Genomic DNA, 26434 nt, shown 5'->3' with positions numbered 1-26434 from the left:
GCAATGCAGCACTGTTCAACCATCCGTGACCTCGACCTCGCATCCCAGCGACTGTTTTCAAGCCTTGTTCGGCATCAACCCCGGCAGCGCATGCACCAGCGCGTTGATGGCAAAACCGATGAACATGATCCCGCACAACCGGGTGATCGCCAGTTCATGGCGCTGGTACAGGGTACGCACCTGCCGCGCTCCGACGATGCCAATGAGGATAGCGTAGGCGAGTAATCCGCCGAGGAAACTCAAGGCGATCAGCATCGGCAGCATCGACCAGTTGAGCAGTTCGGCGCGGCTCGACAGCAACGCAGTGAACGTTGCCACTGCCACCGGGTAAGCCTTGGGGTTGGTCAGCCCGAACAGGATGCCGTGCCAGAACGGCTGACGCGCCGCGCCCTGCGGCTGATCGCCGTTGCTGCGTTTGGCCCGCACCGCACGCCAGCCGAGCCAAAACAGGTACAGGCCGCTGAGTACGCCGAGTACATCGAACGCGGTGCTGCCGATTTCCCGGGCGCCGACAATCGCGATCAGCGCGGTGCTGCACCAGATCACATCGCCCAGCAGATGCCCGCACAGAAACCCCGCCCCGGCCCGCCGCCCACGTGCGGCGCCGATGCCGAACACCGCCAGCACACCCGGCCCCGGCGTGATGCCGTAGATGAAACCCGAGGCCAGCACGGCCATTAGCAACGATGGAGTCATGGAAAACCTGCAAGTCCCGGAAAACGTGGCCGCCAGTCTATCCCAGCGGTTTGTGAATATTCACGACTCGTTGAAAAAACGCATCCCCGCATAGGGCTTTTGCCGACACGCGGCCAGTCGCGAGGCGAGATCGCCGACGTGAGCTTCGAGTTTGTGCCCGTCCGGGTCGAGGAAGTAGAACGACGCGCCTTCGCTGCGGTTGTCGCGCCACTCCTGCACGTTGGCGGCGCGAAGCTGTTGCACGAAAAGCGGGAAATCCGCCGCACCAAGGCTGAAGGCGTAGTGGGTGTAGTCGGCGGCGGGCTCGGGATGGCGTTGCGCATCGAGCGACAGGCACAACCACAGGCCCGGGAGCGACAGATAGGCACCGGCGTCCCACGTGGCCTCGACTCGCAGCTTCAGCACGTCGCGGTAGAACCCGAGGCTGCGGTCCAGGTCGGTGACGGCGAGGGTCAGGTGGTTGAGGCCGGTGAGCATCGGGTCAGTAACCTCTGAGGTCTTCGGGGAGAATGTATTGCTTGCCGTCGTAGGTCAGGGTGATTTGGGTTTTCTTCAGCGGGGAATCCTGAGAAACGCATTCCTTGCCGGCCTTGACGGTTTTCATCGCCGTGCCGCTTGAGGTGACGATCAGGTCGGAATAGCCGTTGTGGCTGGCCGGGCCTATTTCTACGGTTCGGCGGATTTGCTGACCTTCACCCACACAGTTTTCCAGCCACTCACCGTTATTCTTGTAGACCACCAGGCCATCAAGTACCGGGCGCAGTTTATTACCCTCACGCACGTAGAGTGTCAGGTCGGTTTTTTCGTAGGGAATGGCACTTGAATTGTGCGAGAACTTTGACCGCAGCCCGAACGCACGAACATCCGAGGCCAGCCGATAGCGAGCGGTATCGACCAGCAGATCAGTGAAACGAATGGCATCGGAGTTGTAGGCACCGGGTTTCGCATACGTCGCCAGCGTCTTCCAGTTGCTGGTATCGATGATCGCCAGATCCAGATCAAACACACCGGCATCGTCACTACCAGCATCCGGCACGTAGGTGGATTTGAGGGCAATCGCCTGATCCTTGAACGCCGGCCATGCCTTGCAGCGTGCCATTGACTGGTCGTTGTAATCCTTGGTGACGCAGGAAACCTGGGCCTGGGCTGGAGCGGTGATGGCGAGAAAGCCGAGGGCGATGAAAAGTCGGGTTGGTGTAAACATTGTTCTTCCTTGAAATAAGTCGTGTTGGCTCTGTATCACTCGATGGCTTTGAAACCTTTAGGCAAGACGTAGGATTTTCCATCGTAGTGAAGGGTTGTCAGTTCAGGACTGCTGACACTGATTTTGTCTTCACAAGTATTGCCTTCGACGACATTGGTTGTCCCCGTCGTCTTGGTTTTGATGATCAGATCGGCATAACCATGGGAGCTGGTCTTGGCGATTTCTACCGTTCTGGTCGTCTCATATCGCTCGCCGGCGCAATCACCGTCCCATTCACCGCCGTACTCATAAACCACTAATTGACTGAGTACAGGACGTAACTTATCGCCTTGCCTTACATAAAGAGAGAGGTGCGTTTCTTCAAGCGGGTTGAGGCGAGAGGCATTGGTGAATTGCACGCGAACGCCAAACGCCCGTACCTCAGGGGTGAGCTTGTAACGCGCGGTATCGAGTGAGAGCTCTCGCAATGCCACCCCACCCGAGAAGAAAGCGGAGGCTTGGTGATAAGTGGCAACTGGTTTCGTTTGGTCGCTTTTCAAGACGGATAAATTGAAATCATAGGTGCCGCTCGTGTCGGCGCCTCCCGGCACGGAGCTGCGCTCAAATTTCGCATTCGCGCTGATGTTCAACCCCGGATAAGCGGGCCACTCCTTGCACACGGAGAAATCCAGATCACCGGTCACCGGCGCAGGCACACAATCAGCCAGCACCTGCCCCGCCATCAACGCCCCACACAGCGCCACCCAACCAACGACCCCAGACTTCACTGTCACGCCCCGCCCCCTTGATGTTTTTCAGCCGCGCACTATCCCCTGCTCAATCCGCCGATTCAACCAGTTCAACGCCTGATCCCCACCCCGCCGTTTGTGCCACGCCGACACAAATGTGAACGGCGCAATTTCAAACGGTGGCGGCACGACGATCAGCGATTCGTCATCCACCTCATTCAACGCCCGCGAAGCCACGGTCAAGATCAGATCCGTACCGCTGATGAAGCGTGACGCGACGCTCCAGTGCGGCAGGCTGATGGCGACGCGGCGGCGTTCGCGCAGGGCGGTCAGGGTGCGTTCGATTTCCGGAGTGCCGCTGCCGCGCATTTCCAACAAGACATGGGGACGGGAGAGATAGGTTGGCAGGTCGAGAACACCTCCGGCGGGAAGGCTCTGGCGATCCAGGAGGCAGACGTAGCGCTCCTCGAACAGCGGCGTGCTGCGCAGTTCGCCGGGCAATTCGGGGAGTACCCCGGCGGCGAGGTCAATGTCGCCGTTGAGCAGGCCTTCGACCATGCCTTCGCGGCTGGCGTGGCTGATTTGCAGGTCGATGCCCGGTGCTTCCGCGCGCAACGTGCGAATCAGCCCGGGCAGGATGATCGCCGCGCCGTAGTCCGACATCGCGAGGCGAAAGGTCCGACGGGCGCTGGCCGGGTCGAAGGTGTTCGGCGCCAGCAGCGATTGCACCTGAGCCAGAGTTTCCGCCAGCGGCGCCGCCAATTCCAGCGCCCGCGCGGTGGGCACCAGCCCCGAACCTGCACGCACCAGCAACGGATCACCGAGCAAGTCGCGCAGACGCGCCAACGCATGGCTGACTGCCGGTTGGCTCAGGTGCAGGCGCTCGGCGGCGCGGGTCACGTGTTGCTCGCCGAGCAAGGCGTCGAGGATCACCAGCAGGTTGAGGTCGATGCGGCGCAGATCATTCATTCGATGCATGTTCCGGATACCAAAACAGAATTTAAATCTGCGCGACGAATACCCTAGAGTCCAGCAAAACCTTTGCCGGAGAACGATCATGGGAACGATGCAGTGGGTCGGATTGCTGCTGTTGGCGGTATTCGCCGGGGCGGTGGTGCCGTTTCAGAGTGCGATCAACATCAATCTGGCGCGGGGGTTGGGGCATCCGCTGTGGGCGACGCTGACCTCGCTGGTGGTGAGCGTGCTGGTGCTGTTGCCGGTGATTGTCGCCCTGCGCCTGCCATTGCCGTCGCTGGCCCTCGCCAGCAAGCTGCCGTTGTGGATGTGGACCGGCGGCGCGTTCGGGGTCTGCTTCGTCGCATTGGCGGTGGTATTGCTGCCGAAGCTGGGGGCTTCGGGATTTCTGGCGCTGGCCCTGGCCGGGCAAATGCTCACGTCAATCGTGCTGGATCATTTCGGCCTGTTCGGGCTGGTAGAGAGGCATCTGACATTGCCGCGCCTGTTCGGCGCGGTGTTGTTGATGGCGGGGGTGGTGCTGATTCAGTTTGGTGATACCGCCGCCAAGTCCCTGGCACCGGCGGGATGAAGCGATCACTCGTAAATCGTCAGTGACTGTAGTTCCGTCATCGCGAGCAGGCTCGCTCCCACAGGAAATCGCATTCCAATGTGGGAGCGAGCCTGCTCGCGATGAGGGCAGATCAGGCAATGCCGTTGTGCGATCCGGACTCAAAAGGCGCTGCGGAAAATCTCCTCGATCTGCCGCTGATCCGCCGCCCGCGGATTGGTGAAGCCGCAGGCGTCTTTCAGGGCGTTGGCGGCGAGTACCGGGATGTCGGTGCACTTGGCGCCCAGATCACGCAGGCCGCCGGGAATCTCGACGTCCCTGGCCAAACAACGGATCGCATCAATCGCGGCTTTTGCGCCCTCCTCCGGACTGAAGCCACGAATGTCGGCGCCCATGGCGTGGGCCACATCAGTGAGGCGGTCGGCGCAGACCAGCGCGTTGAACGTCTGCACATGCGGCAACAACACCGCATTGCACACGCCGTGAGGCAGATCGTAGAAACCGCCCAACTGGTGCGCCATCGCGTGCACATAACCGAGGGACGCATTGTTGAACGCCATGCCCGCGAGGAACTGCGCGTACGCCATGTTTTCCCGCGCGGCCAGGTCGCTGCCGTCGCGAACGGCCAGGCGCAGGTTGTTGCTGATCAGGGTCATGGCCTTCAGCGCGCAGGCGTCGGTAATCTGGTTGGCGGCGGTGGAAACGTAGGCTTCGATCGCGTGGGTCAGTGCGTCCATGCCGGTGGCGGCAGTCAGGCCTTTCGGCATGGCGACCATCAGCGCCGGGTCGTTGACTGACAGCAGCGGCGTGACGTTGCGGTCGACGATGGCCATTTTCACGTGGCGGGTTTCGTCGGTAATGATGCAGAACCGGGTCATCTCGCTGGCCGTGCCGGCGGTGGTGTTGATGGCGATCAGCGGCAGTTGTGGCTTGGCCGATTGATCGACGCCTTCGTAGTCGCGGATCTGCCCGCCGTTGGTGGCGCACAACGCGATGCCCTTGGCGCAGTCGTGGGGCGAGCCGCCGCCAAGGGACACCACAAAATCGCAGCGACTGTCCTTGAGCAGCGCCAGCCCTGCCTCGACGTTGGCGATGCTCGGGTTGGGTTTGGCGCCGTCGTAAATCACTGAATCGATGTCCTGCATCGCCAGTTTCTCGGCAATCATCGTCGCCACGCCGGCCTTGGCCAGACCGGTGTCGGTGACGATCAGCGCCTTGCGAAAACCGTAGTTGCGGATCGCGTTCATGGCGTCGTCGAGGCAGCCGCTGCCCATGATGTTTACGGCGGGAATGAAAAAGGTGCTGCTCATGGCGCGTCTCCTGACTGGGGCCGAATCGACTCGTGCGATCCGGCGGATACACACAGGATCGACCGATCGGTCACGGCGGATGTTGATCTGGCTCAATGCCCGCTCGTGATAAAGTCGCCGCCCATCTGCCCTTTGTTTTGAGACGTGCCCTGCAATGACCGATTTTCTGGATGTCGACGCCACACTCGAAGACTGGAACGCATTGCGCGCCGCCACCGACTTCAGCGGTCTGCTGCTGGGCAACGGCGCCAGTCGCGCGGTGTGGGACGATTTCGGCTACGACTCGCTGTTCGAAAACGCCCGCACGGTGGAAGAAAAACCGTTGAGCCCGTCGGAACTGAGCGTGTTCGACGCCATGCAGACGCGCAGCTTCGAGCAGGTGCTCGGCGCGCTGAAAACCACCAGCCGGGTCAACAAGGCGCTGGCCGTCAGCTCGGCCGCGCCGCGCAATCGCTACTACGCGATCAAGGAAGCGCTGATCAACACCGTCCACGCAGTTCACATCCCGTGGCGGCTGATCAAAGCCTCGACTTTGGCGACCCTGAACAGTGAACTGGCGCGTTATCGCACGGTGTTCACCACCAATTACGACCTGCTCAATTACTGGGCGCTGCAACATCAGGGCGAGGCAATCGACGACCTGTTCAATGGCCCCGACGCCAGTTTCGATCTGTGCGAAAGCAGCACTGAAAAACCGCGTCTGCTGTACCTGCACGGCGGCCTGCACCTGGTGCGCAATCAGGACGGCACCGCCCGCAAGCTGACCGCCACCGAGGGCACGCTGCTCGGCAGTTTCGCGATCAACAACACGATCAAGACACTCGACGACGTTCCGCTGTTCGTCAACGAAGGGCCGAGCGCCGACAAGCTCAAGACCATCCGCAGCTCCGATTACCTGTCGTTCTGCTACGACCAGTTACTCGGTCACGGCGACAACCTGTGCATCTTCGGCCACGCCCTCGGCGAACAGGACAGCCACCTCGTGCGCGCCCTGCGTCTGGCGAAACCGAAGACCGTGGCGATCTCGATCTACCCGCGCAGCGCGGCGTTCATCCAGCATCAGAAGCGCCATTACGCGAAGGTGTTCGAAGGCACGGGTGTCGAGTTGCGGTTCTTTGATTCCAAGAGCCATGCGCTAGGGAATTCGAAGCTGTCGGTGCCGGTCGAGGTCTGATCACTCCTCGCTGCTGTGCACCACCACCAGCAACTGCGCCTGCACCTCGCCCACTGAGCGGATGCGATGGGGTTTCTGCGCATTGAAGTGCAGCGCATCGCCCCGCTCCAGCAGCACCCGTTCGTTCACGAAGTCCACTTCGACCTGGCCTTCGTGGACGAACAGGAATTCCTCGCCCAAATGCTCCTTGAAGGTTTTGTCGGTGAATTCGCTCGGCGGATAAATGATGAACGGCAGCAAGCTGCGTTCGCTGACCTGATGAGCCAGCACCGCGTAGCCGGGGCTGTGGTCGTTGGCCGCCAGCGACTGGCGTTCGTGGCTGCGCACCAGGCTGTAGCTGTCGAGGCTGACGTTGTCTTCGGAGAACAGCTCCTCGACTTTCACGTTCAGCGCCTTGGCCAGTTTCAGCGCGGCGGCAATCGACGGCGTGTTCAACCCGCGCTCGACCTTCGACAGGTAACTCTTGGTCATGCCGGATTTCTCGGCCAGCGCCTCAAGGGTTACACCAAGTTTTTTTCTTAATAATTTCAAACGGATAGACATGCGAAGCGATTAATCCAGCAAAGGAAAGACGATTTGTCCTTGCCAATGACACAAAGTGTCATATAGCCTCTTAAGTGTCATCCATGGCAACCACCACAGGACACGGATATGGCGAAGACATTAGCACTACCCAAAGACGAACTGGTCAAGCAAGCGCTGACCCAGATGCAAAAAAGCCTGGCGGATAATACGTGGACAGACCGGCAAAAGCTGGCCCTGACCTGCCGGATCCTCTTCGAGAACGGCCACGATTCGGGCCTCGCCGGGCAGATCACCGCCCGTGGCCCGCAGCCGGGCACTTACTACACTCAGCAACTGGGGCTGGGTTTCGACGAAATCACCGCGAGCAATCTGCTGCTGGTCAACGAAGACCTGGAAGTGCTCGAAGGCCACGGCATGGCCAACCCGGCCAACCGTTTCCACAGTTGGGTGTACCGCGCCCGGCCGGACGTGAACTGCATCATCCACACCCACCCGACGCACATTGCCGCGCTGTCGATGCTGGAAGTGCCGCTGCAGATTTCCCACATGGACCTGTGCCCGCTGTACGACGATTGCGCGTTCCTTGAAGGCTGGCCGGGTGTGCCGGTGGGCAACGAAGAAGGCGAGCTGATTGCCGGGGCGTTGGGCGACAAACGGGCGATCCTGCTTTCCCACCACGGGCAGCTATCGACCGGCACGACCATCGAGGAAGCCTGTGTCATCGCGCAACTGATCGAGCGTGCCGCCAAACTGCAGTTGCTGGCGATGGCTGCCGGGACGATCAAACCGATCATCCCCGAGCTGGGTCGCGAGGCGCATGACTGGGTCTCGAAACCCAAGCGTCACGCCGCGGCCTTCAACTACTACGCCCGGCAGAACCTGCGTCAGCACGCCGATTGCCTGAACTGAACACCTCATCCTTGCGGAGCACTCTCATGTCCAACATTCACGGCATCATCGGCTACACCATCACCCCGTTCGGCGCCAACGGCGAAGGCGCTGACCTGCCGGCCCTCGGCCGCTCCATCGACCGTCTGATCGCCGGCGGCGTCCACGCCATCGCGCCACTGGGCAGCACCGGCGAAGGCGCTTATCTGAGCGATGCGGAGTGGGATCAGGTCGCCGAGTTCAGCATCAAGCACGTGGCCAAACGCGTGCCGACCGTGGTCAGCGTGTCCGACCTGACCACCGCCAAAGCCATACGCCGCGCCCGTTTCGCCGAAGCCCATGGCGCCGACGTAGTGATGGTGCTGCCGGCCTCCTACTGGAAGCTGACCGAAGCGGAAATCCTCGCCCACTACCGTGCCATCGGCGACAGCATCGGCGTGCCGATCATGCTCTACAACAACCCGGCCACCAGCGGCACCGACATGTCGGTGGAGCTGATCCTGCGCATCGTCAACGGCGTGGAAAACGTGACCATGGTCAAGGAGAGCACCGGCGACATCCAGCGCATGCACAAGCTGCAACTGCTCGGCGAAGGCCGGGTGCCGTACTACAACGGCTGCAACCCGCTGGCGCTGGAAGCGTTCGCGGCCGGGGCCAAGGGCTGGTGCACGGCAGCGCCAAACCTGATTCCGCAGCTCAACCTGGATTTGTATGAAGCCACACTGGCGGGGGATCTCGGCAAGGCGCGGGAGTTGTTCTACCGCCAGTTGCCGCTGCTGGATTTCATCCTCAAAGGCGGGTTGCCGGCGACGATCAAGGCCGGTCTGCGACTGACCGATCTGGAAGTCGGTGATCCGCGTTTGCCGGTGTTCCCGCTGAGCGAGGCCGGGCGTGATCAGTTGCAGGCCATTCTCAAAAGCCTGAGCTGATCTCAAGGTACACACCAACCCTTGTGGGAGCGAGCTTGCTCGCGATGAGGCCATTAGATCCGACAACGATGTCGACTGATGAACCGTCATCGTCGGATCGCCGCCCGGAGCAAGCTCGCTCCCACAGGTTTTTGTGCTGGATTCAAAGAACCGGCAAGGTCTTGTCCTTGATCACCTTCGTCGGCCCGTTGGTCTTCACGGCAGCAATGCCTTTGGCACACGCCGCGTCCGATGAATAGGATTCGCTGCTGCCGATGATCTGGTGATTGGCTGCCTTGAGGTTGAAGTAGGGGTGGCCGTCCTTCGTCGATTTTTTCTCGTAGCGGTCATCCAGCGGGCTGTTGGTCTGCACCGAGGCAATGCCGTTTTCGGCGGCCGTGCGGCTGGTGTACAGCTCACTGGTCAGAATGGTTTCGGCATTCGCCGCTTTCAGTACGAACTTGAATTGGCCGTTGCTGCTTTTGCTCAACTCATACCATCCGGACATGGTGTTTCTCCTTATCGATGTGTCACAGGGTGATTTTGGTTCCAAGCAACCCGAGGAAACCCGCTAGCCACTTCGGGTGCGCCGGCCAGGCGGGCGCGGTGGCCAGGTTGCCCTGGACATGGCCGTCCGTGACCGGGATGTCGATGTAGGTGCCGCCGGCCAGCCGCACTTCCGGGGCACAGGCCGGATACGCACTGCACTCGCGACCTTCAAGAATCCCCGCTGCCGCCAGCAGTTGCGCGCCGTGACAGACAGCGGCAATCGGCTTGCCGGCCTTGTCGAAAGCACGCACCAGTTCGAGGACTTTTTCGTTCAGCCGCAGGTATTCCGGCGCACGGCCGCCGGGCACCAGCAGTGCATCGTAATCCTTGGCATCAACCTTGGCGAAATCGAAGTTCAGGGCGAACTGGTGACCGGGTTTCTCGCTGTAGGTCTGGTCGCCTTCAAAGTCATGGATCGCGGTGCGCACGGTCTTGCCGGCAGCCTTGTCCGGGCACACGGCGTGCACGGTGTGACCGACCATTTGCAGGGCCTGGAACGGCACCATCACTTCGTAGTCTTCGACGTAATCGCCGACCAGCATCAGAATCTTTTTCGCGGCCATGGACAGGACTCCTCTGGTGAATGCACAGGAGTATTCAAAGTAGTTCAAGGACCGCGATGACGTTCGCAAACTGTATGGATAACTCTGCGCTCAGCTGTAACAGCCCGATTGCCGTGGTTTGTGGCTAGATGAAGACACCTCCTTGCCACCCTCGAATCTGGTTGCCCTCATGTCTTCGCGCGAAAACACCGGCATGGCCCTCGGCCTGCTCGGCGTGGTGATTTTCAGCCTTACCCTGCCCTTCACCCGCATCGTGGTGCAGGAACTGCACCCGCTGCTCAATGGCCTGGGCCGCGCGTTGTTCGCGGCGATTCCGGCAGCGGCGCTGTTGTTGTGGCGACGGGAAAAGTGGCCGACCTGGAAGCAAGTCAAAGGCCTGAGCCTGGTGATCGCCGGGGTGATTCTCGGTTTCCCGGTGCTGTCGGCGTGGGCCATGCAGACGTTGCCGGCGTCCCACGGCGCGCTGGTCAACGGTTTGCAGCCGCTGTGCGTGGCGCTTTATGCCGCGTGGCTGTCCCATGAACGTCCGTCGAAAGCCTTTTGGGCCTGCGCCGCGTTGGGCAGTGCGCTGGTGCTGGGTTATGCGTTGTACACCGGTGCTGGCAGCATTCAGGCCGGGGATCTGTTGATGCTGGGTGCGATTGCGGTGGGCGGTCTGGGTTACGCCGAGGGCGGGCGTCTGGCCCGGGAGATGGGCGGCTGGCAGGTGATCTGCTGGGCGCTGGTGCTGTCGACGCCGCTGCTGATCGGCCCGGTGCTGTACCTGGCGTTGCAGCATGAGGGCGCGGTATCGGCAAAAACCTGGTGGGCCTTCGGCTATGTCGCGCTGTTTTCGCAGTTTCTGGGCTTCTTCGCCTGGTACGCCGGGCTGGCCATGGGGGGCATTGCCCGGGTCAGTCAGATCCAGTTGTTGCAGATCTTCTTCACCATCGCGTTTTCCGCGCTGTTCTTTGGGGAACACGTGGAGCCGATCACCTGGCTGTTCGCCTGTGGGGTGATCGCGACGGTGATGCTCGGTCGCAAGACCGCGGTGCGCCCGGCTCAACCGGGCACGTTACCGGCGGGGGTTCAGCTCAAGCCTTGAGCTTCAGCAGGCCGTCAGCGAGCAGCAGGGTTTCGAGGCAGTGCTCGCTGATCTGGTAGAACGCTTTCAATTCCTGGATTTTCACCAGCAGCTGAGTCGGGTCCACCGGCTCGGCGCGCTTCACGGCGAGGATCATCTTGTTCTTGTTGGTGTGGTCCAGCGAGATGAACTCGAACACCTTGGTCTCGTAACCGCAGGCTTCAAGGAACAGCGCACGCAAGCTGTCGGTGACCATTTCGGCCTGCTGGCCCAGGTGCAGACCGTATTGCAGCATCGGCTTGAGCAGCGCCGGGCTCTGGATCTGCAAGCGGATCTGTTTGTGGCAGCACGGCGAGCACATGATGATCGAGGCGCCGGAGCGGATGCCGGTGTGGATCGCATAGTCGGTGGCGATGTCGCAGGCGTGCAGGGCGATCATCACGTCCAGCTCGCTCGGCGCCACGCTGCGCACATCGCCGCATTTGAACACCAGCCCCGGGTGTTCCAGCTTCGCGGCGGCGGTGTTGCACAGGTTGACCATCTCTTCACGCAGCTCGACGCCGGTGACTTCGCCCTCGGCCTTCAGGGTGTTGCGCAAATAGTCATGGATGGCGAACGTCAGGTAACCCTTGCCCGAACCGAAATCCGCCACCCGCACCGGTTTGTCCATGGCCAGCGGCGACGAGGTCAGCGCGTGGCTGAACACTTCGATGAACTTGTTGATCTGCTTCCACTTGCGCGACATCGCCGGGATCAGCTCGTGCTGGGCGTTGGTCACGCCCAGATCCTTGAGGAACGGGCGGTTCAGATCGAGGAAACGGTTTTTCTCGCGGTTGTGCTCGGCGGACGGCACTTCGCGCAATTGCTGAGGTTTGCTCATGAACAGCGAGCTCTTGCCCTTTTTGCTGTATTCGAGCTGGGCTTCGTCAGTCAGCGCCAGCAAATGCGCATTTTTGAACGCCGACGGCAGCAGCCCGGCAATCGTCGTCACCGCTTCGTCCAGCGGCAGGTTCTTGGTGATATCGCGGGTCTTGTAGCGATAAACGAAGGACAGGCACGGCTGCGCCTTGACCGTCACCGGCTTGATGATGATCCGCTGCAGATCCGCTTCTTCGCCGACGTACTTTGCCAGCACCAATTTGATGAAGCCGTTCTGTTCGAGGCTGGTTTGCAGCAGCTCGATGAACCGGGCGTGGTGATCGGGCGCCGGTTTGGCAGATGCGGAGGGAGCGGTAACGGACATGGGAAAAAACGGCCTCGGACGGGCAAATCGGGAATGGGCGCTAGTTTAGGGGGGATGGCGTTCGAGGGCACGGCTAATTTCCCGAACGGCTTATCCCAACACCACCAACCGATTCGGCAACTCATTCCTCACCTGCGTAACCGGCACATGCACCTTGAGCAATTCCCCGCACGCTTCAATGCAGGTAACAAAGCCCTGCAACGTCTGCCCCTGCCTTACCTGCTCGGTAAACGCCGCAACAATCGAATCCCAGCTCTTGTTATCCAGCTTCTTGGAAATCCCCTCATCCACCAGAATCTCCACATACCGCTCCGCCTCGCAGACAAAAATCAGCATGCCGGTGCTGCCCACCGTGTGGTGCAGGTTCTGTTCGAGAAACTGCCGCCGCGCCAGGTTCGAAGCACGCCAGTGGCGGACATGACGCGGGATCAGATGAGTGGTGACTTTGGGCAGACGAAACACCAGGCACAGCACGACAAAACTGACCCACTGCACCAGCAACAAGCTGTGCATCGTCAGCCAGCCGGTCAGGTAATGCACGATCCCCGGCACCACCAGCGCCAGCAGGCTGGCCCACAGCAGCGGGATGTACGCGTAGTCGTCGGCGCGGGCCGCGAGCACCGTCACCAGTTCGGCGTCGGTGTCGCGCTCGACCCGGGCGATGGCCTCGGCGACCTTGCGTTGTTCGTGTTCAGTCAGTAATGCCATGTCGTGAAGTGCCTGCTCATTATTGTTATCACCAGCCGCCGGAGGACCCGCCCCCGCCGAAACTGCCACCGCCGCCGCTGAAGCCCCCGCCTCCACCGCCGCCGCCAAATCCACCACCGCCAAAGCCGCCCCCTCCTCCGGAGCCGCCCCGGCCGGCGGGAAGGATACCGAGCATCTGGCAGACAAAAACAGTCAGGATGAACAACATCACCAGAAATACGAACAACGCCGGGTGCCGCGAGACGAAATCGTCCGCAGGATCGCCGGCCGATTCATACACCGTGGACGGTTCGTCCAGCGGATTGCCGCCCAGCACCACCAGCATCGCCGCCACGCCATCACTGATGCCCTTGCTGAAATTGCCAGTCTTGAACGACGGCGTGATCACCTGATGAATGATCACCGAACTCTGGGCATCGGTCAGGCGATCCTCCAGCCCGTAACCGACTTCGATGCGCAATTTGCGCTCGTCCCGGGCGACGATCAACAGGGCACCGTTATTCTTGTCCTTCTGACCGATGCCCCAGTGCCGGCCGAGTTCGACGCCGTAGTCCTCGATGGTGGCGCCTTGCAGGTTTGGCAAGGTCACGACCACCAGTTGCTCGCCGGTAGCCTGTTCGTGGGCCTGCAACTGCTGGCTCAGTTGCGCGCGCACCGACGGCTCGATCATCTGCGCGTCGTCCACCACCCGCCCGGTCAGCGCCGGAAAGGTCAACTCGGCCCGGGCGCTGACGGCGAACAGCCACAGCATCAGCACCAGGCCCATCTTCAACACACGCATGGGCATCCCCGGGTCAGAACTTCACTTCCGGGGCCTTGTCCGCGCCGGGGCTGGTGGCTTCGAAGGTCTCGCGGATCGGCAGGTCGCTGTACATCACGCTGTGCCACAGGCGACCGGGAAAGGTGCGGATTTCGGTGTTGTATTTCTGCACCGCCAGAATGAAATCCCGTCGGGCCACGGCGATGCGGTTCTCAGTGCCCTCAAGTTGCGATTGCAGGGCGAGGAAGTTCTGGTTGGCCTTCAGGTCCGGATAGCGTTCGGACACCACCATCAACCGGCTCAAGGCACCGGTCAGCTGATCCTGGGCCTGCTGGAACTGCTTGAGCTTTTCCGGGTTGTCGAGGGTGCTGGCATCGACCTGGATCGACGTCGCCTTTGCCCGGGCCTCGATCACGGCGGTCAGGGTTTCTTCCTCGTGCTTGGCGTAACCCTTCACGGTTTCCACCAGATTGGGGATAAGGTCGGCGCGCCGCTGGTACTGGTTCTGCACCTGGCCCCAGGCAGCCTTGGCCTGTTCGTCGAGGGTCGGGATGTTGTTGATGCCGCAAGCGGTCAACAACGTGGCCAGCACCAGCAAGGTGGCGACCTGCAAACGCGAGCGGTAGACAGGACTGACATTCATCGGACGGGTGCTCCCTTGCACATTTCATGAAAATTCGAGCGCGAAACCTTCTCGGTCGGCTCTTGGGGCATAATCGCCCGCGCCACTGGATTGCGGCGGGCCGATGGGCTAAAAAGAGGCCCTGCGCGATCACGCTGCTCGATCCGGCAGCGTTTATTCGGCGTCGTTTTTTGCGTCAACACCCGAACAACAATAGTCGCTCCCTAAATTTTGGCTGGCCGGCATTGCATTGCCGTTTGCGCCCTTGAGAAAACTATTCATGAAGAAGCTGTGTTTGCTGGGCCTGTTCGTCAGCCTGGCCAGTCATCAAGTACTGGCCGCCACGACCCCGGTACCCCTGGAAAACAAGGATGCGTTCATCAGTAACCTGATGAAACAAATGACCCTCGACGAGAAGATCGGCCAGTTGCGCCTGATCAGCATCGGCCCGGAAATGCCCCGCGAGCTGATCCGCAAAGAGATCGCCGCCGGCAACATCGGCGGCACGTTCAACTCGATCACCCGCCCGGAAAACCGTCCGATGCAGGACGCTGCGATGCGCAGCCGCCTGAAGATCCCGATGTTTTTCGCGTACGACGTGATCCACGGTCACCGTACGATTTTCCCGATTCCGCTGGCCCTGGCCTCGAGCTGGGACATGGACGCCATCGGCCAGTCCGGTCGCGTCGCTGCTAAAGAAGCTGCCGCCGACAGCCTCGACATCACCTTCGCGCCGATGGTCGACATCTCCCGCGACCCGCGCTGGGGCCGCAGCTCAGAAGGTTTCGGTGAAGACACCTACCTGACCTCGCGCATCGCCAAAGTCATGGTCAAGGCCTATCAGGGCGAGACCCCAAGCGCGGCCGACAGCATCATGGCCAGCGTCAAGCATTTCGCCCTGTACGGCGCTGTCGAAGGCGGTCGCGACTACAACACCGTCGACATGAGCCCGGTGAAGATGTACCAGGACTACCTGCCACCGTACCGCGCGGCCATCGACGCTGGCGCCGGCGGCGTGATGGTGGCGTTGAACTCGATCAACGGCATCCCGGCCACCGCCAACACCTGGCTGATGAACGACCTGCTGCGCAAGGACTGGGGCTTCAAGGGCCTGGCAGTCAGCGACCACGGCGCAATCTTCGAACTGATCAAGCACGGCGTGGCCCGCGACGGTCGTGAAGCGGCGAAGTTGGCGATCAAGGCCGGCATCGACATGAGCATGAACGACACCCTGTACGGCAAAGAGCTGCCGGGGCTGCTCAAGTCCGGCGAGATCGAACAGAAAGACATCGACAACGCGGTGCGTGAAGTCCTCGCGGCCAAGTACGACATGGGCCTGTTCAAAGACCCGTACCTGCGCATCGGCAAGGCTGAAGACGATCCGGCCGACACCTACGCCGACAGCCGCCTGCACCGCGCCGACGCCCGCGAAGTGGCGCGTCGCAGCCTGGTGCTGCTGAAGAACCAGAACGAAACCCTGCCGCTGAAGAAAACCGCCAAAGTCGCGCTGGTCGGCCCGTTGGCCAAGGCCCCGATCGACATGATGGGCAGCTGGGCTGCCGCCGGTCGTCCGGCGCAATCGGTGACCCTGTTCGACGGCATGAGCAATGTGATCGGCGACAAGGCGAACCTGATCTACGCCCGTGGTGCCAACATCACCAGCGACAAGAAAGTCCTCGACTACCTGAACTTCCTCAACTTCGACGCCCCGGAAGTGGTCGATGACCCGCGTCCGGCCAACGTGTTGATCGACGAAGCGGTGAAAGCCGCCAAGGATGCCGACATTGTGGTTGCAGCCGTGGGTGAATCCCGTGGCATGTCCCACGAATCGTCGAGCCGCACCGACCTGAACATCCCGGAAAATCAGCGCGAGCTTATCCGTGCCCTGAAAGCCACCGGCAAGCCGTTGGTGCTGGTGCTGATGAACGGCCGTCCGCTGACCATCCTCGAAGAAAAAGAACAGGCCGACGCGATTCTGGAAACCTGGTTCAGCGGCACCGAGGGCGGCAACGCCATCGCCGACGTGCTGTTCGGCGACTACAACCCGTCGGGCAAACTGCCGGTGACTTTCCCGCGCTCCGTGGGCCAGATCCCGACCTACTACAACCACCTGAGCATTGGCCGGCCGTTCACGCCGGGCAAACCGGGCAACTACACCTCGCAGTATTTCGATGACACGACAGGCCCGCTGTTCCCGTTCGGTTACGGCCTGAGCTATACCAACTTCAGCCTGAGCGACATGGCGCTGTCCTCGACCACCCTGAACGCCACCGGCAAGCTCGACGCCAGTGTCATGGTCAAGAACACCGGAAAGCGTGACGGCGAAACCGTGGTGCAGCTGTATATCCAGGACGTCACCGGTTCGATGATCCGTCCGGTCAAGGAACTGAAGAACTTCCAGAAGATCATGCTCAAGGCTGGCGAGCAGAAGGTTGTGCACTTCACCATCACCGAAGATGACCTGAAGTTCTACAACGCCCAGCTCAAATACGCGGCCGAGCCTGGCAAGTTCAACGTGCAGATCGGCCTGGATTCCCAGGACGTGACGCAGCAGAGCTTTGAGTTGCTTTAATCCGGCGCCCCGATCGTTCCCACGCTCTGCGTGGGAATGCCTCAATGGACGCTCTGCGTCCGCTTTGGGACGCGGAGCGTCCCGGGCTGCATTCCCACGCGGACGGTTCGACGCCTCGACGTGGGAACGATCAATCAGGGACAGCGACTAGCCGCGTCTATCCAGCAAGTTGACCACCACCCGATCCACCCAGCCCCAGATCCGCTGCTTCACCCGCCGCCACAACGGCCGGCGCTGCCATTCTTCCAGACTCACCTGCTGACTCAGGCCGAAGTCCTTCTCGAAACTCGCCGCCACCGCTGCCGTCAATGACGGATCCAGCGCTTCCAGATTCGCCTCAAGATTGAAGCGCAGATTCCAATGATCGAAATTACATGAACCGATGCTCACCCAATCGTCCACCAGCACCATTTTCAGGTGCAGGAAACACGGCTGGTATTCGTATATTTTTACTCCGGCCTTGAGCAGGCGCGGGTAGTAGCGATGCCCCGCATAGCGCACCGACGGATGATCGGTGCGCGGCCCGGTCAGCAGCAGGCGCACGTCGAGGCCACGGGCGGCGGCCTTGCGTAGGGAGCGGCGGATTTTCCAGGTCGGCAGAAAGTACGGCGTCGCCAGCCAGATGCGTTTTTGACCGCTGTTCAGCGCGCGGAACAACGATTGCAGAATGTCCCGATGCTGACGGGCATCGGCGTAGGCCACGCGGCCCATGCCCTCGCCCGTGTCCGGCACGCGGGGCAGTCGCGGAAGGCCGAAATGCGCGTTGGGCCTCCAGGCCCGGCGATGGCGGTTGGCAATCCATTGGCGGTCGAACAGCAACTGCCAGTCGAGCACCAGCGGGCCGGTGATTTCCACCATGACCTCGTGCCATTCGCTGGTGTCGTGACCCGGCGTCCAGAATTCATCGGTGACCCCGGTGCCGCCGACCACCGCCAGACGCTGGTCGACCAACAACAGCTTGCGATGATCGCGATAAAAATTGCCGACCCAGCGCCGCCAGTTCAGCCGGTTGTAAAAACGCAGCTCGACCCCGGCACCGGTCAGCCGCCGGCGCAACGTGAGGGTGAAGGCGAGGCTGCCGTAATCGTCGAACAGGCAACGCACCCGCACGCCCCGCTCCGCCGCCAGCACCAGCGCCTGCACGATGGTTTCGGCACAGGCGCCGGCTTCCACCAGATACAGCTCCAGTTCGATCTGCTCGCGGGCACGGGCAATCTCGTCGAGCATGCGCGGGAAGAATTGCGGGCCGTCGATCAACAGCTCGAAGCGGTTGCCATCACGCCACGGAAACACCGCGCCGCGCATGTCAGCGCGCCGTGAAGATCAGCACCGCACCCACCGGCACCGACAGACTGATGGCCGACAGGCCGGCCATGTTGCGCAGGCTTTCCAGGCCCGGCAGCAGATCGAAATCCTCGGCGCTGATCACCAGCGGCTCCAGGGTCACTACTTGAAAGCGTCGGTCATCGAGGCGCGTGGCGAGCAGTTCGGCGGGATATTCGTGTTGCTTGCCGTGCAGGTTGACGGTCAGCGGCAGGCGCAATTCAAGCTGCGCGCCGGGGGCCAGATCGTTGATCGGGCGCAGGTCAATCTGGGTGGTGATGGTCGCTTCGGGGAACTGCTCGATCTGGAACAGTTCCTTGCGCATGCGCTCGTCACGCAGCGGGATGCCGCTGTTGATCGAGTCCAGCTCGACTTCGACCACGGCGCGGCCATCGGGATCGACCTTGCCGTGCAGCACCAGAAAGCGCTGCACTTCGGACACGTTGGCGTTTTTCGTGCTGACGAACGACAGCCGCGACGACTCGCCGTCCAGATACCAGTTGGCCTGGGCCGGCAGCGCAGCGGCGCCCAGCAGCAGGCCGGCGAAGGCGTTGCACAGAGAACGGTTGAACATTGAAGACTCGTGGGGCCGATAAACCTGCACGAACCTTAACTGGCCGTGGCGTTATTGCAAACTGTCAGTCTCTGCAAACGCTCAGGCCAACGCCTGCTGCACCTCGCCGATGGTCGACGCGAGGCTGTTGAGGTGCAGGCTCAGCACCCGCTCCACCGGCGCCTGATCCATCGGCCAGTGCAGCGCCATGCTGCCGACCAACCGCCCTTGGGCACGTATCGGCAACGCCACCGCGCGAATCAGGAACGGCAGGCGCACGGGGTATTCCCAGTAACCTTCGGTGCGCTGGCCGAAGCCCTGATGCAAGGCTTGCTCGGTGGCTTGCAATACACCGTCATCCGCCAACTGTTCGCGTTCGGCCAGACGTTTCACGTCCAGGCTGTCGAGTTCGCCGAGGCACGCGCGGCCCATCGCCGAATGGAACAGGCTCGCGTGATGGCCGACGATCTGGCAGTTAGTTGGATAGCGCTTGCGCAACACCTGCGGGATCGCGCTTTCCATCACTTCGACCCGTTCGCCGTCGAAGCACGACAAATCCGCCACCAGCCCGGTGCGCTCGCTGAGTTCCAGCAACATCGGCGCGGCGCTTTCCACCAGATGGCGCTTGAAGCGTTGCTGGCGATCACCAAACAGCCGCTTGGCGCACAACCGGTAGCGGCGGTCGCTAAGGCCGCGATAGACCCAGCCCTGCTCCTGCAAGGTCGCGAGCATCCGCGACACCGTGGCCTTGGGCAGAGTCGTCAGGTAGTGCAATTCCTCCAGCCCCAACGCCTGATGCTCGCCGAGCAACTCGACGATGGCCAGCGCCCGTTCGACCGAGCGCACGCTGCCGGTGTCTGCCTTGCTGCCCATGTGTTCGACCTCCATGGATACGGATGAAAGATCACTTCGTGCAGCAAGATGCGGGCCGCTCAGGCCGATTGCAGGCACGCCGGCGGTCGCCGTTCGACCCAGCGCGTCAGTTGCTCATGAGCATAGGCCAGTTGCAGCACCGCCCGATCCGCCTGGGCCGGGCCGATGATTTGCAGGCCCATCGGCAGCCCGACCGGGTTGAAACCCACCGGCACGCTGATGCTCGGCAGCCCCGCCAGGGTCGGGCCGATCACCACTTCCATCCAGCGGTGATAGGTGTCCATGGTTTGCCCGCCGACGACTCGCGGCCACGGTTGCTGTGCATCAAAAGGGAACACTTGGGCGGTGGGCAACAGCAGGAAATCGTAACGCTCGAACAACTCGCTCAACGCGCGATACCACTCGCTGCGCGCCACCGACGCCTGATAGACCTCGGCAGCGGTCAGACGCAGACCGCCCTCGATTTCCCATTGTGCTTCGGGCTTGAGCAGCGCCCGTTTTTGCGGATCGGCATAGGCCGCGCCGAGGCTGCCCTGTACCAGAAAATGCCGGTGGGTGAGCCAGGTCTGCCACAGGCGCTCCATGGAAAACTCCGGCTGACAGGCCTCGACCTGACAACCCAGCGCACTGAAATCCGCCAGCGCCGATTCGCACAGGCTCAACACGCCGTCGTCCATCGGCAGATAGCCGTTGTAATCGCCGAGCCAGCCGAGGCGCAGACCGCTGCAGTCCTGTTGCAGATCCAGTCCGAAGTCGCGAGGTTCATCGGCCAGCGACAGCGGCACGCGCGGATCGTAGCCGGCCTGGGTCGAGAGCAATCGCGCGACGTCGGTGACCGTGCGCCCCATCGGCCCTTCGGTGGCCAGTTGCTGAACGAACACTTCCGGCATCGGGCCATGGGGCACGCGGCCCTGGGACGGGCGAAAACCGAACACGTTGTTGAACGCCGCCGGGTTGCGCAGCGAGCCCATCATGTCGCTGCCATCGGCCACCGGCAGCAGACGCAGGGCCAGCGCTACCGCCGCCCCGCCGCTGCTGCCGCCGGCGATCAGGCCCGGATCGTAGGCGTTGGTGGTGGTGCCGAACACGCTGTTGTAGGTCTGCGAGCCGAGGCCGAATTCCGGGACGTTGCTTTTGCCGATGATGATCGCGCCGCAGTCGCGCACCCGCGCCACGCTGATCGCATCGTGCTGCGGCACTTGCTCGGCGAACAGCGGCGAGCCGAGGGTCGTGCGCAGCCCGGCGGTGGCCGCCAGGTCCTTGATCGCCTGGGGCATACCATGCATCCAGCCTCGGGATTCGCCGCGATCCAGTTGCCGGTCGCATTCATCGGCCTCGCTCAGCAGCACGTCCTGCGGGCGCAGCGAGACCAGCGCGTTGACCGCCGGATTGAAGCGGTCGATGTGCGTCATGTACGCCAACATCACCTCGCGGCACGACACCTTGCGGGCATGGATCGCCCGGGACAGCGCATCGGCGTCGAGGGCGACAATCGGATCAATGGCTAACGGACTCACGGTTTCACTCCCAGGTTGAGCGCAACGGATTTCTTCGCGCGTGGTGCCTCCTGCAAACAGTAAGTACCGAGCAGGGTCAGCAGGCAAGCGAACAAGACATAGAACGACGGCGCCACCGGGGTGTTCAGGACTTTACTCAGCCAGGTGACGATCAGCGGCGCGAAACCACCGAACACCGTCACCGCCACGTTATAGGCCACCGACACGCCGGTGGAGCGCACTTCAATCGGGAACTGCTCAGCCAATGCGGTCGGGGCCGGGCCGAAGAACCCGCCGATTGCCGTGCACAGCAGCAGTTGCATCACCAGCAAACGCTCGATCGACGGCGCCGCCGCGACCCACACATAAAGCGGATAGACCATGACGAAAAACGCCAGGGTGAACGCCATCAGCACCGGCCGCCGACCGAGGCGATCCGACAGTGCGCCGGAGAACGGAATCACCACGGTCATCAGCCCCACCGCGAGCATCTGCACCAGCAACACCTGATCCAGCGGCAGGCCGAGGTTCTTGTGGGCGAAGGTCGGCATGTTCACCAGCACCACGTAGAACGACACCGTCGCGCCGCATGCCAGGCCCATCGACACCAGCAGGCTGCGGCGATGTTCGCGAAGCACCTGCCACAGGCCCGGCGCGGCGCCTTTGGCTTTCTTGCGCGCTTCGAGAAATTCTTCCGGTTCTTCCATGTGCTTGCGAATCCACAAGCCTACCGGACCGATCAACAGGCCGAGCACGAACGGAATCCGCCAGCCCCAGCTGTCCAGCGCTTCGGGGGAAAACAGATGCGTGACCAGCGCCACCATTGCCGCGCCGCTGAACACCGCCAGGCATTGCCCGACCAGTTGCCACGAACCGTACAACCCCTTGCGATGGGCCGGCGCGCTCTCCACCAGAAACGCCGTGGCGCTGGCGTATTCACCGCCCGTGGCGAAACCCTGAAGCATCCGCGCCACCACAATCAGCAACGGCGCGCCCATGCCGATGGCAGCGTAGTTCGGCGCGAACGCGATCAGGGCGATGGACACGGTCATCAGGCGGATGATCATCTGCATCGCGGCTTTGCGCCCTTTGCGGTCGGAGTAGATGCCGAGCAGGATGCCGCCCACCGGGCGCATGAAAAAGCCGACACCGAAAGTCGCCAGCGCCATCAGCAGCGAGGCGTAGTCGTCGTCGGACGGGAAAAATTGCCGGGCGATGATGCTCGCCAGAAAGCCGTAAACGATGAAGTCGTACCATTCCAGGGCGTTGCCGATGACGGCGGCAACCACTTGCCGGGTGCGCGAAACGCCTGCGTTCGAAGTCTGCATGGGGATTCTCCAGAAGCTGTTGGTTGACCACGCAGGCGCGTGCGCACCTGCGTTCCAGCGGCAGCAAAAAGTGAAGAAATCAGACCGGCTTGAGCCAGCTCTCGGTGAGCGCGCCCCAATACGCCGCGCCGGTCAGCAAGATGTCATCGTTGAAGTCGTACGCCGGGTTATGCACCATCGGCCGCGCCACGCCGTTGCCGATGAACAGGTAGGCGCCGGGGCAGCGCTGGAGCATCCAGGCGAAGTCTTCGCTGCCCATCAGCTTGGGTGTGTTGCCATCGACGGCGTCGGTGCCGACCAGTTCGACGCCGACCTGACGGGCGAACTCGGTTTCAGCGGCGTGGTTGACCAGCACCGGGTAGGCCGGGCGGTGTTCGATGGTCGAGGTGCAGCCGAAGCTTTCGGCCTGGGCCTCGATGATCGAACGTACGCGGTCCAGTGTTTGAACGCGGACCTCAGCGTTCAGTGCACGCAGGCTCAGCCGCAGGATCGCCTGTTGCGGAATCACGTTCGCCGCCTCGCCGGCTTGCAACGCGCCGACCGTTACCACCGCCGCCTGCTGCGCGTCGATATTGCGCGCGACCACGGTTTGCAAAGCCATCACCACACTGGCTGCGGCGACCAGCGGATCCACCGCCAGATGCGGCATCGAGCCATGGCCGCCGACGCCTTCAATGGTCACCGTGAGCAGATCCTGCGAAGCCATCATCGGCCCTTCGCGAAAGCCCAGATGCCCCGCCGGCAGACCCGGCATGTTGTGCATGCCGAACAGCGCATCGCACGGGAAGCGTTCGAGCAGGCCGTCGGCGAGCATCGCTTCGGCCCCGCCCTGGCCTTCTTCGGCGGGCTGGAAAATCAGCGTCAGGGTGCCGTCGAACTGACGGGTCGCCGCCAGATAACGTGCCGCGCCGAGCAGCATCGCGGTGTGCCCGTCATGCCCGCAGGCGTGCATGCAGCCTTGATGACGGCTGCTGTAGGCGACGCCGGTGTTCTCGATGATCGGCAGCGCATCCATGTCGGCCCGCAGCCCGAGTTTGCGTGTGCTGCTGCCGTTGCGCAGCACGCCGACCACGCCAGTCTTGCCGACGCCGGTGTGGACTTCATAGCCCCAGTCTTCGAGCGACCTGGCGACCAGCGCCGAAGTGCGGCTTTCCTCGAAACCGAGTTCAGGGTGGGCGTGAATGTCCTGGCGGGTGGCGTGCAGGTCACTGGCCACATCGTTGAGCCAGGCCAGAATGTGCTGATGTCGGGGCATGACGGTTCTCCTCGCGCGGGTGTTCCCGGTCTTGTTGTTCGGTGTTGTTTCACGACACGTGAACGGCAGGTCGTGCTCACCGCCAGATAACCGCGAGACACGCGAGAGGACAATCGAATGTGGTTCCACAGGGTGGAACCGGATCAGGGTTGCAGGCGACAGCCCTGGCGTTCGCCTAACCATTGGGCGCTGTTGCTGCGTCCCAGGCCGCTGGCGGTGACGATTTTTTGCGTGCGGTCATCGGTCAGTTCGCTGGGCAGCCACTGCTTGACGTAGCCCCGGCAATACTCGGCGTCGTTGTTCATGACGTAGCGGCACGAACAATATTCCTTGGCGGTGTAGGCGCTGATGATGCCCGGAAAGGCCCACAGGTTTTCGCGCTCGTGCCAGCCCCAGCCCAGCAGCACGATCAACAGCACCAGCAGGATGCGTTTGAACAGTTTCATGGCCGCACCGCCCCGAGCACGCGCTTGAGCAATTCGTTGTGGCGATAGCTGCCGTCGCGGTCATCGGCGTAGCGCACGATCACCAGTTTTTCGCTCGGGATCACGTACAGCGCCTGGCCCCAGTGGCCGAGGGCGGCGAAGGTGTCGGGCGGTGCGTCGGGCCACGGAGAAGGCGCGCCGTCTGCCGGGCGATTGAGCCACCACTGGCCGCCGGGCACGGCTTCGTCCTGATGGGCCTTGTAGCCGGCGAAGGGTTGGCGGTTGAAGGCGACCCAATCCTTGGGCAACAACTGCCGGTCGTTCCAGCGTCCGTCCCGTTCCATCAGCAGACCGATTCGCGCCAGATCCCGAGCTGTCATATAGGCGTAGGAAGAGGCGACGAAGGTGCCCGTCGCATCGGTTTCCCAGGTGGCATGGCGGATGCCCAAGGGATCGAAAAGCGCTGTCCACGGATAGTCCGGATAACGCTGCGGGCCGACGATGGTTTTCAGTGCCGCTGCCAACAGATTGCTGTCGCCGCTGGAATAACGGAACGCCTGCCCCGCTGGCGCGTAGCTGTCGTGATCGGCGGTGAAGGCGGCCATGTCGCGGTGGCCACGGGTGTAGAGCATCGCCACCACCGAGGATTTCAGCGGGGCGTATTCGTAGTCTTCCTGCCAGTCGATGCCCGAGGCCCAGTGCAGCAGATCCTTGAGGGTAATGGCCGGGTGTTTTTCCAGCGCCGGATAAAACTTCGCGGCCGGATCATCGAGCTTGAACAGGCCTTCGCCGTACGCCACGCCGAGCACCGTGGCCATCAGGCTTTTGCTGATCGACCAGGTCAGGTGCGGGGTGTCGGCGGTGGTCGCGGCGGCGTAGCGTTCGTAGATGAGCTGGCCGTCGCGGATCACCAGCAAGGCGTCGGTGCGGATGCCTTGGCGGCTGTTGTCATCGCGGGTCGGGAAGGCGTAGGCCTCCAAAGCCTCGACGGCGGGACCGGTGACTTTCGGGCCGGTCGGCCACTGCTCGCCCGGCCATTGCTCGGCCTGAACCGTGAAGCTGATCAGCAGCAGAAACAGGGACAGGCCTTTGAACATGGTGAGGGCTCTGGGGATGAACCTGACAAGACTAGCCGGCGTTCATGACAGATGTGTTTTGACTTGCCGCCAACGCCTTGGCCAGTCGTTTGGCCCGCGCGCCAGCCGCCAGTTGCATGACCGATTGATCGCGCTGCCACATCGCCGCCCACTCAGGATTGCCGTCGCGCAGTGCCTGATCGACTTCCGCTTTGAGCCCGTCGAACTGCGCAAACAATCCGCCGAGCAACACATGCCCCGCCGGATTGTTCGGTGGCTGGCGACTAACTTCCGCACATCCGGCCAACAGCGCCAGCAAACGCAATTGCAGCGGCTGCGGCCAGCCGCTGTCCTGACCGACGCCGTATAACCACGCGGTCATCGCGCTGAGCACATAAACGTCCTCAAGGGTGCGGAACGGTTTGACGTAGGCATCCCAGCCATCCCCCGCGAGCAACTCGCACAACGCATCGTCGAGATGCAGCCGACCATGGCTGATGTCCGGCATCAACGGCAGCGCCGGCAGTTTTTCCACCCGCACGCCGGGTTCGCCGGGGTACACCACCGCCAGACTCAGGCGCGGCGATTCGCCCGGTTGTTCACTGCGCGCGGCGATCAGCAGCCAGTCCGCCGCATCGCCGGCGGTGACGAAATCCTTTTGTCCAGTGAGACGCAGATCCGTGAGCCGGGTCTGCATGTCTGCCGGGCGCAGGCTGCGCTGCTCGGTTGCACACAACGCGCCGAGGCTTGGCGGCGCGCTCGGCCAAAGCATGCGCAGCGCCGCCTGATAACCCACCAGAAACGCCAGCCCCGGCGTCGCCATCCGCCGCCCTCCCGCCACCGCCAGTTCGAACGGCGTCACGCTGCCCAGTTGATGCAGCAACGTGGCGAAACCCTCCGCCAGGTCGGCAACAGCAGGCAGGCGTTCGCGGCATTCAAGCAGGGTCGACCAGGTCATCAGAGGCTCCTCGTGGGCTGTCATATAAGCATCACCAAACATTCATGGCGATGACACCGGGGCTACATAGCCTGACTTTGCACAACACGGCTGCATAAAGAAAGTCGAT

Annotated in this window: 28 protein-coding genes; 6 read left to right on the top strand and 22 right to left on the bottom strand. The window is 62.3% G+C overall.

Going from position 1 to position 26434, the window contains the following annotated elements; translation table 11 throughout:
• Window positions 1-57: 57 nt before the first annotated feature.
• From LOY31_RS06745 to LOY31_RS06725, 5 genes are read right to left on the bottom strand one after another with little or no spacing between them, the layout of a single operon-like run.
• The gene (locus LOY31_RS06745) at window positions 58-696 is read right to left on the bottom strand and encodes a LysE family translocator (RefSeq protein WP_039772730.1); all 639 of its coding nucleotides are present in this window, start codon (window positions 694-696) and stop codon (window positions 58-60) included.
• A 60-nt stretch (window positions 697-756) separates the two neighbouring features.
• Complete coding sequence (gene fos, locus LOY31_RS06740) at window positions 757-1173, bottom strand: fosfomycin resistance glutathione transferase (protein WP_258713010.1); 417 nt, start codon at window positions 1171-1173, stop codon at window positions 757-759.
• Window positions 1174-1177: 4 nt separating this feature from the next.
• On the bottom strand, window positions 1178-1900 hold the full coding sequence (locus LOY31_RS06735) for a hypothetical protein (RefSeq protein WP_258713009.1): 723 nt from the start codon (window positions 1898-1900) through the stop codon (window positions 1178-1180).
• A gap of 35 nt (window positions 1901-1935) precedes the next feature.
• Entirely contained in the window at window positions 1936-2673 is a 738-nt protein-coding gene (locus LOY31_RS06730; protein ID WP_085605469.1) for a hypothetical protein, read from the bottom strand.
• 21 nt (window positions 2674-2694) lie between these two features.
• Entirely contained in the window at window positions 2695-3606 is a 912-nt protein-coding gene (locus LOY31_RS06725) for a LysR family transcriptional regulator (RefSeq protein WP_258713008.1), read from the bottom strand.
• Between the two features lie 79 nt (window positions 3607-3685).
• On the opposite strand from LOY31_RS06725, the gene LOY31_RS06720 reads away from it, so the two are divergent.
• The gene (locus LOY31_RS06720) at window positions 3686-4174 is read left to right on the top strand and encodes a DMT family transporter (RefSeq protein WP_258713007.1); all 489 of its coding nucleotides are present in this window, start codon (window positions 3686-3688) and stop codon (window positions 4172-4174) included.
• 140 nt (window positions 4175-4314) lie between these two features.
• Here LOY31_RS06720 and yiaY read toward each other — a convergent pair whose 3' ends face one another.
• Window positions 4315-5463, bottom strand: coding sequence for an L-threonine dehydrogenase (yiaY, locus tag LOY31_RS06715; protein ID WP_258713006.1), 1149 nt, complete (start codon window positions 5461-5463; stop codon window positions 4315-4317).
• 154 nt (window positions 5464-5617) lie between these two features.
• Between yiaY and LOY31_RS06710 the strand changes: the two genes are divergently transcribed.
• The gene (locus LOY31_RS06710; RefSeq protein ID WP_258713005.1) at window positions 5618-6637 is read left to right on the top strand and encodes a DUF4917 family protein; all 1020 of its coding nucleotides are present in this window, start codon (window positions 5618-5620) and stop codon (window positions 6635-6637) included.
• On the opposite strand, the gene LOY31_RS06705 is transcribed toward LOY31_RS06710, so the two are convergent.
• Complete coding sequence (locus tag LOY31_RS06705; RefSeq protein ID WP_007957913.1) at window positions 6638-7180, bottom strand: helix-turn-helix domain-containing protein; 543 nt, start codon at window positions 7178-7180, stop codon at window positions 6638-6640.
• A 108-nt stretch (window positions 7181-7288) separates the two neighbouring features.
• On the opposite strand from LOY31_RS06705, the gene LOY31_RS06700 reads away from it, so the two are divergent.
• Complete coding sequence (locus LOY31_RS06700) at window positions 7289-8071, top strand: aldolase (protein ID WP_007957912.1); 783 nt, start codon at window positions 7289-7291, stop codon at window positions 8069-8071.
• A gap of 26 nt (window positions 8072-8097) precedes the next feature.
• Entirely contained in the window at window positions 8098-8979 is an 882-nt protein-coding gene (locus LOY31_RS06695; RefSeq protein ID WP_258713004.1) for a dihydrodipicolinate synthase family protein, read from the top strand.
• Window positions 8980-9121: 142 nt separating this feature from the next.
• Here the strand turns inward: LOY31_RS06695 and LOY31_RS06690 are convergent, their stop codons facing one another.
• Together LOY31_RS06690 and LOY31_RS06685 are read right to left on the bottom strand one after the other, a co-directional pair.
• Entirely contained in the window at window positions 9122-9466 is a 345-nt protein-coding gene (locus LOY31_RS06690) for a YegP family protein (protein ID WP_221535288.1), read from the bottom strand.
• A gap of 22 nt (window positions 9467-9488) precedes the next feature.
• On the bottom strand, window positions 9489-10070 hold the full coding sequence (locus LOY31_RS06685) for a DJ-1/PfpI family protein (RefSeq protein ID WP_007957909.1): 582 nt from the start codon (window positions 10068-10070) through the stop codon (window positions 9489-9491).
• 169 nt (window positions 10071-10239) lie between these two features.
• Between LOY31_RS06685 and LOY31_RS06680 the strand changes: the two genes are divergently transcribed.
• Complete coding sequence (locus LOY31_RS06680) at window positions 10240-11154, top strand: DMT family transporter (RefSeq protein ID WP_085605452.1); 915 nt, start codon at window positions 10240-10242, stop codon at window positions 11152-11154.
• Here LOY31_RS06680 and LOY31_RS06675 read toward each other — a convergent pair.
• The 4 genes from LOY31_RS06675 to LOY31_RS06660 all read right to left on the bottom strand — a co-directional run bounded on the left by LOY31_RS06675 (window position 11144) and on the right by LOY31_RS06660 (window position 14487).
• On the bottom strand, window positions 11144-12376 hold the full coding sequence (locus LOY31_RS06675) for an SAM-dependent methyltransferase (RefSeq protein WP_085605450.1): 1233 nt from the start codon (window positions 12374-12376) through the stop codon (window positions 11144-11146). The two genes, LOY31_RS06680 and LOY31_RS06675, sit on opposite strands and share 11 nt — an antisense overlap.
• 90 nt (window positions 12377-12466) lie before the next feature.
• Window positions 12467-13084, bottom strand: coding sequence for a TPM domain-containing protein (locus LOY31_RS06670; RefSeq protein ID WP_085605448.1), 618 nt, complete (start codon window positions 13082-13084; stop codon window positions 12467-12469).
• A 28-nt stretch (window positions 13085-13112) separates the two neighbouring features.
• Window positions 13113-13865, bottom strand: coding sequence for a YgcG family protein (locus LOY31_RS06665; protein ID WP_085605446.1), 753 nt, complete (start codon window positions 13863-13865; stop codon window positions 13113-13115).
• Window positions 13866-13878: 13 nt separating this feature from the next.
• Window positions 13879-14487 carry a LemA family protein gene (locus LOY31_RS06660; protein WP_007957897.1) on the bottom strand — a complete coding sequence of 203 codons (609 nt, stop codon included), beginning with the start codon at window positions 14485-14487 and terminating at the stop codon, window positions 13879-13881.
• A 259-nt stretch (window positions 14488-14746) separates the two neighbouring features.
• Here LOY31_RS06660 and bglX point away from each other — a divergent pair, with 259 nt between their 5' ends.
• Window positions 14747-17038, top strand: coding sequence for a beta-glucosidase BglX (gene bglX, locus LOY31_RS06655; protein WP_258713003.1), 2292 nt, complete (start codon window positions 14747-14749; stop codon window positions 17036-17038).
• A 147-nt stretch (window positions 17039-17185) separates the two neighbouring features.
• On the opposite strand, the gene LOY31_RS06650 is transcribed toward bglX, so the two are convergent.
• From LOY31_RS06650 to LOY31_RS06610, 9 genes are all read right to left on the bottom strand, one after another.
• Window positions 17186-18343 carry a phosphatidylserine/phosphatidylglycerophosphate/cardiolipin synthase family protein gene (locus LOY31_RS06650; RefSeq protein WP_007957893.1) on the bottom strand — a complete coding sequence of 386 codons (1158 nt, stop codon included), beginning with the start codon at window positions 18341-18343 and terminating at the stop codon, window positions 17186-17188.
• Between the two features lies 1 nt (window position 18344).
• Window positions 18345-18935, bottom strand: a complete 591-nt coding sequence (locus LOY31_RS06645; RefSeq protein ID WP_085605441.1) for a YceI family protein — start codon at window positions 18933-18935, stop codon at window positions 18345-18347.
• Window positions 18936-19016: 81 nt separating this feature from the next.
• Window positions 19017-19787 (bottom strand): IclR family transcriptional regulator, encoded by a 771-nt coding sequence (locus LOY31_RS06640; RefSeq protein WP_258713002.1) that lies wholly within the window; start codon window positions 19785-19787, stop codon window positions 19017-19019.
• Window positions 19788-19846: 59 nt separating this feature from the next.
• Complete coding sequence (locus LOY31_RS06635) at window positions 19847-21304, bottom strand: amidase (RefSeq protein WP_258713001.1); 1458 nt, start codon at window positions 21302-21304, stop codon at window positions 19847-19849.
• Window positions 21301-22611 carry a citrate-proton symporter gene (locus tag LOY31_RS06630; protein ID WP_258713000.1) on the bottom strand — a complete coding sequence of 437 codons (1311 nt, stop codon included), beginning with the start codon at window positions 22609-22611 and terminating at the stop codon, window positions 21301-21303. The genes LOY31_RS06635 and LOY31_RS06630 overlap by 4 nt, the downstream gene beginning before the upstream one ends.
• A gap of 79 nt (window positions 22612-22690) precedes the next feature.
• Window positions 22691-23866 carry a M20 aminoacylase family protein gene (locus LOY31_RS06625; protein WP_258712999.1) on the bottom strand — a complete coding sequence of 392 codons (1176 nt, stop codon included), beginning with the start codon at window positions 23864-23866 and terminating at the stop codon, window positions 22691-22693.
• 143 nt (window positions 23867-24009) lie between these two features.
• Complete coding sequence (locus tag LOY31_RS06620) at window positions 24010-24312, bottom strand: amidase (RefSeq protein ID WP_085605431.1); 303 nt, start codon at window positions 24310-24312, stop codon at window positions 24010-24012.
• Window positions 24309-25388, bottom strand: coding sequence for a serine hydrolase (locus LOY31_RS06615; protein WP_258712998.1), 1080 nt, complete (start codon window positions 25386-25388; stop codon window positions 24309-24311). Before LOY31_RS06615 ends, LOY31_RS06620 begins: the two co-directional genes overlap by 4 nt.
• A 31-nt stretch (window positions 25389-25419) precedes the next feature.
• Entirely contained in the window at window positions 25420-26325 is a 906-nt protein-coding gene (locus tag LOY31_RS06610; protein WP_221532846.1) for an acyl-CoA dehydrogenase family protein, read from the bottom strand.
• Between the last annotated feature and the right edge of the window lie 109 nt (window positions 26326-26434).

The sequence above is a fragment of the Pseudomonas sp. B21-021 genome (assembly GCF_024749205.1).
GTDB lineage: Bacteria > Pseudomonadota > Gammaproteobacteria > Pseudomonadales > Pseudomonadaceae > Aquipseudomonas > Aquipseudomonas paraglycinae.
Note: the sequence above shows the minus strand (reverse complement) of the source record. Positions and strands in the feature narration are given on the sequence as shown.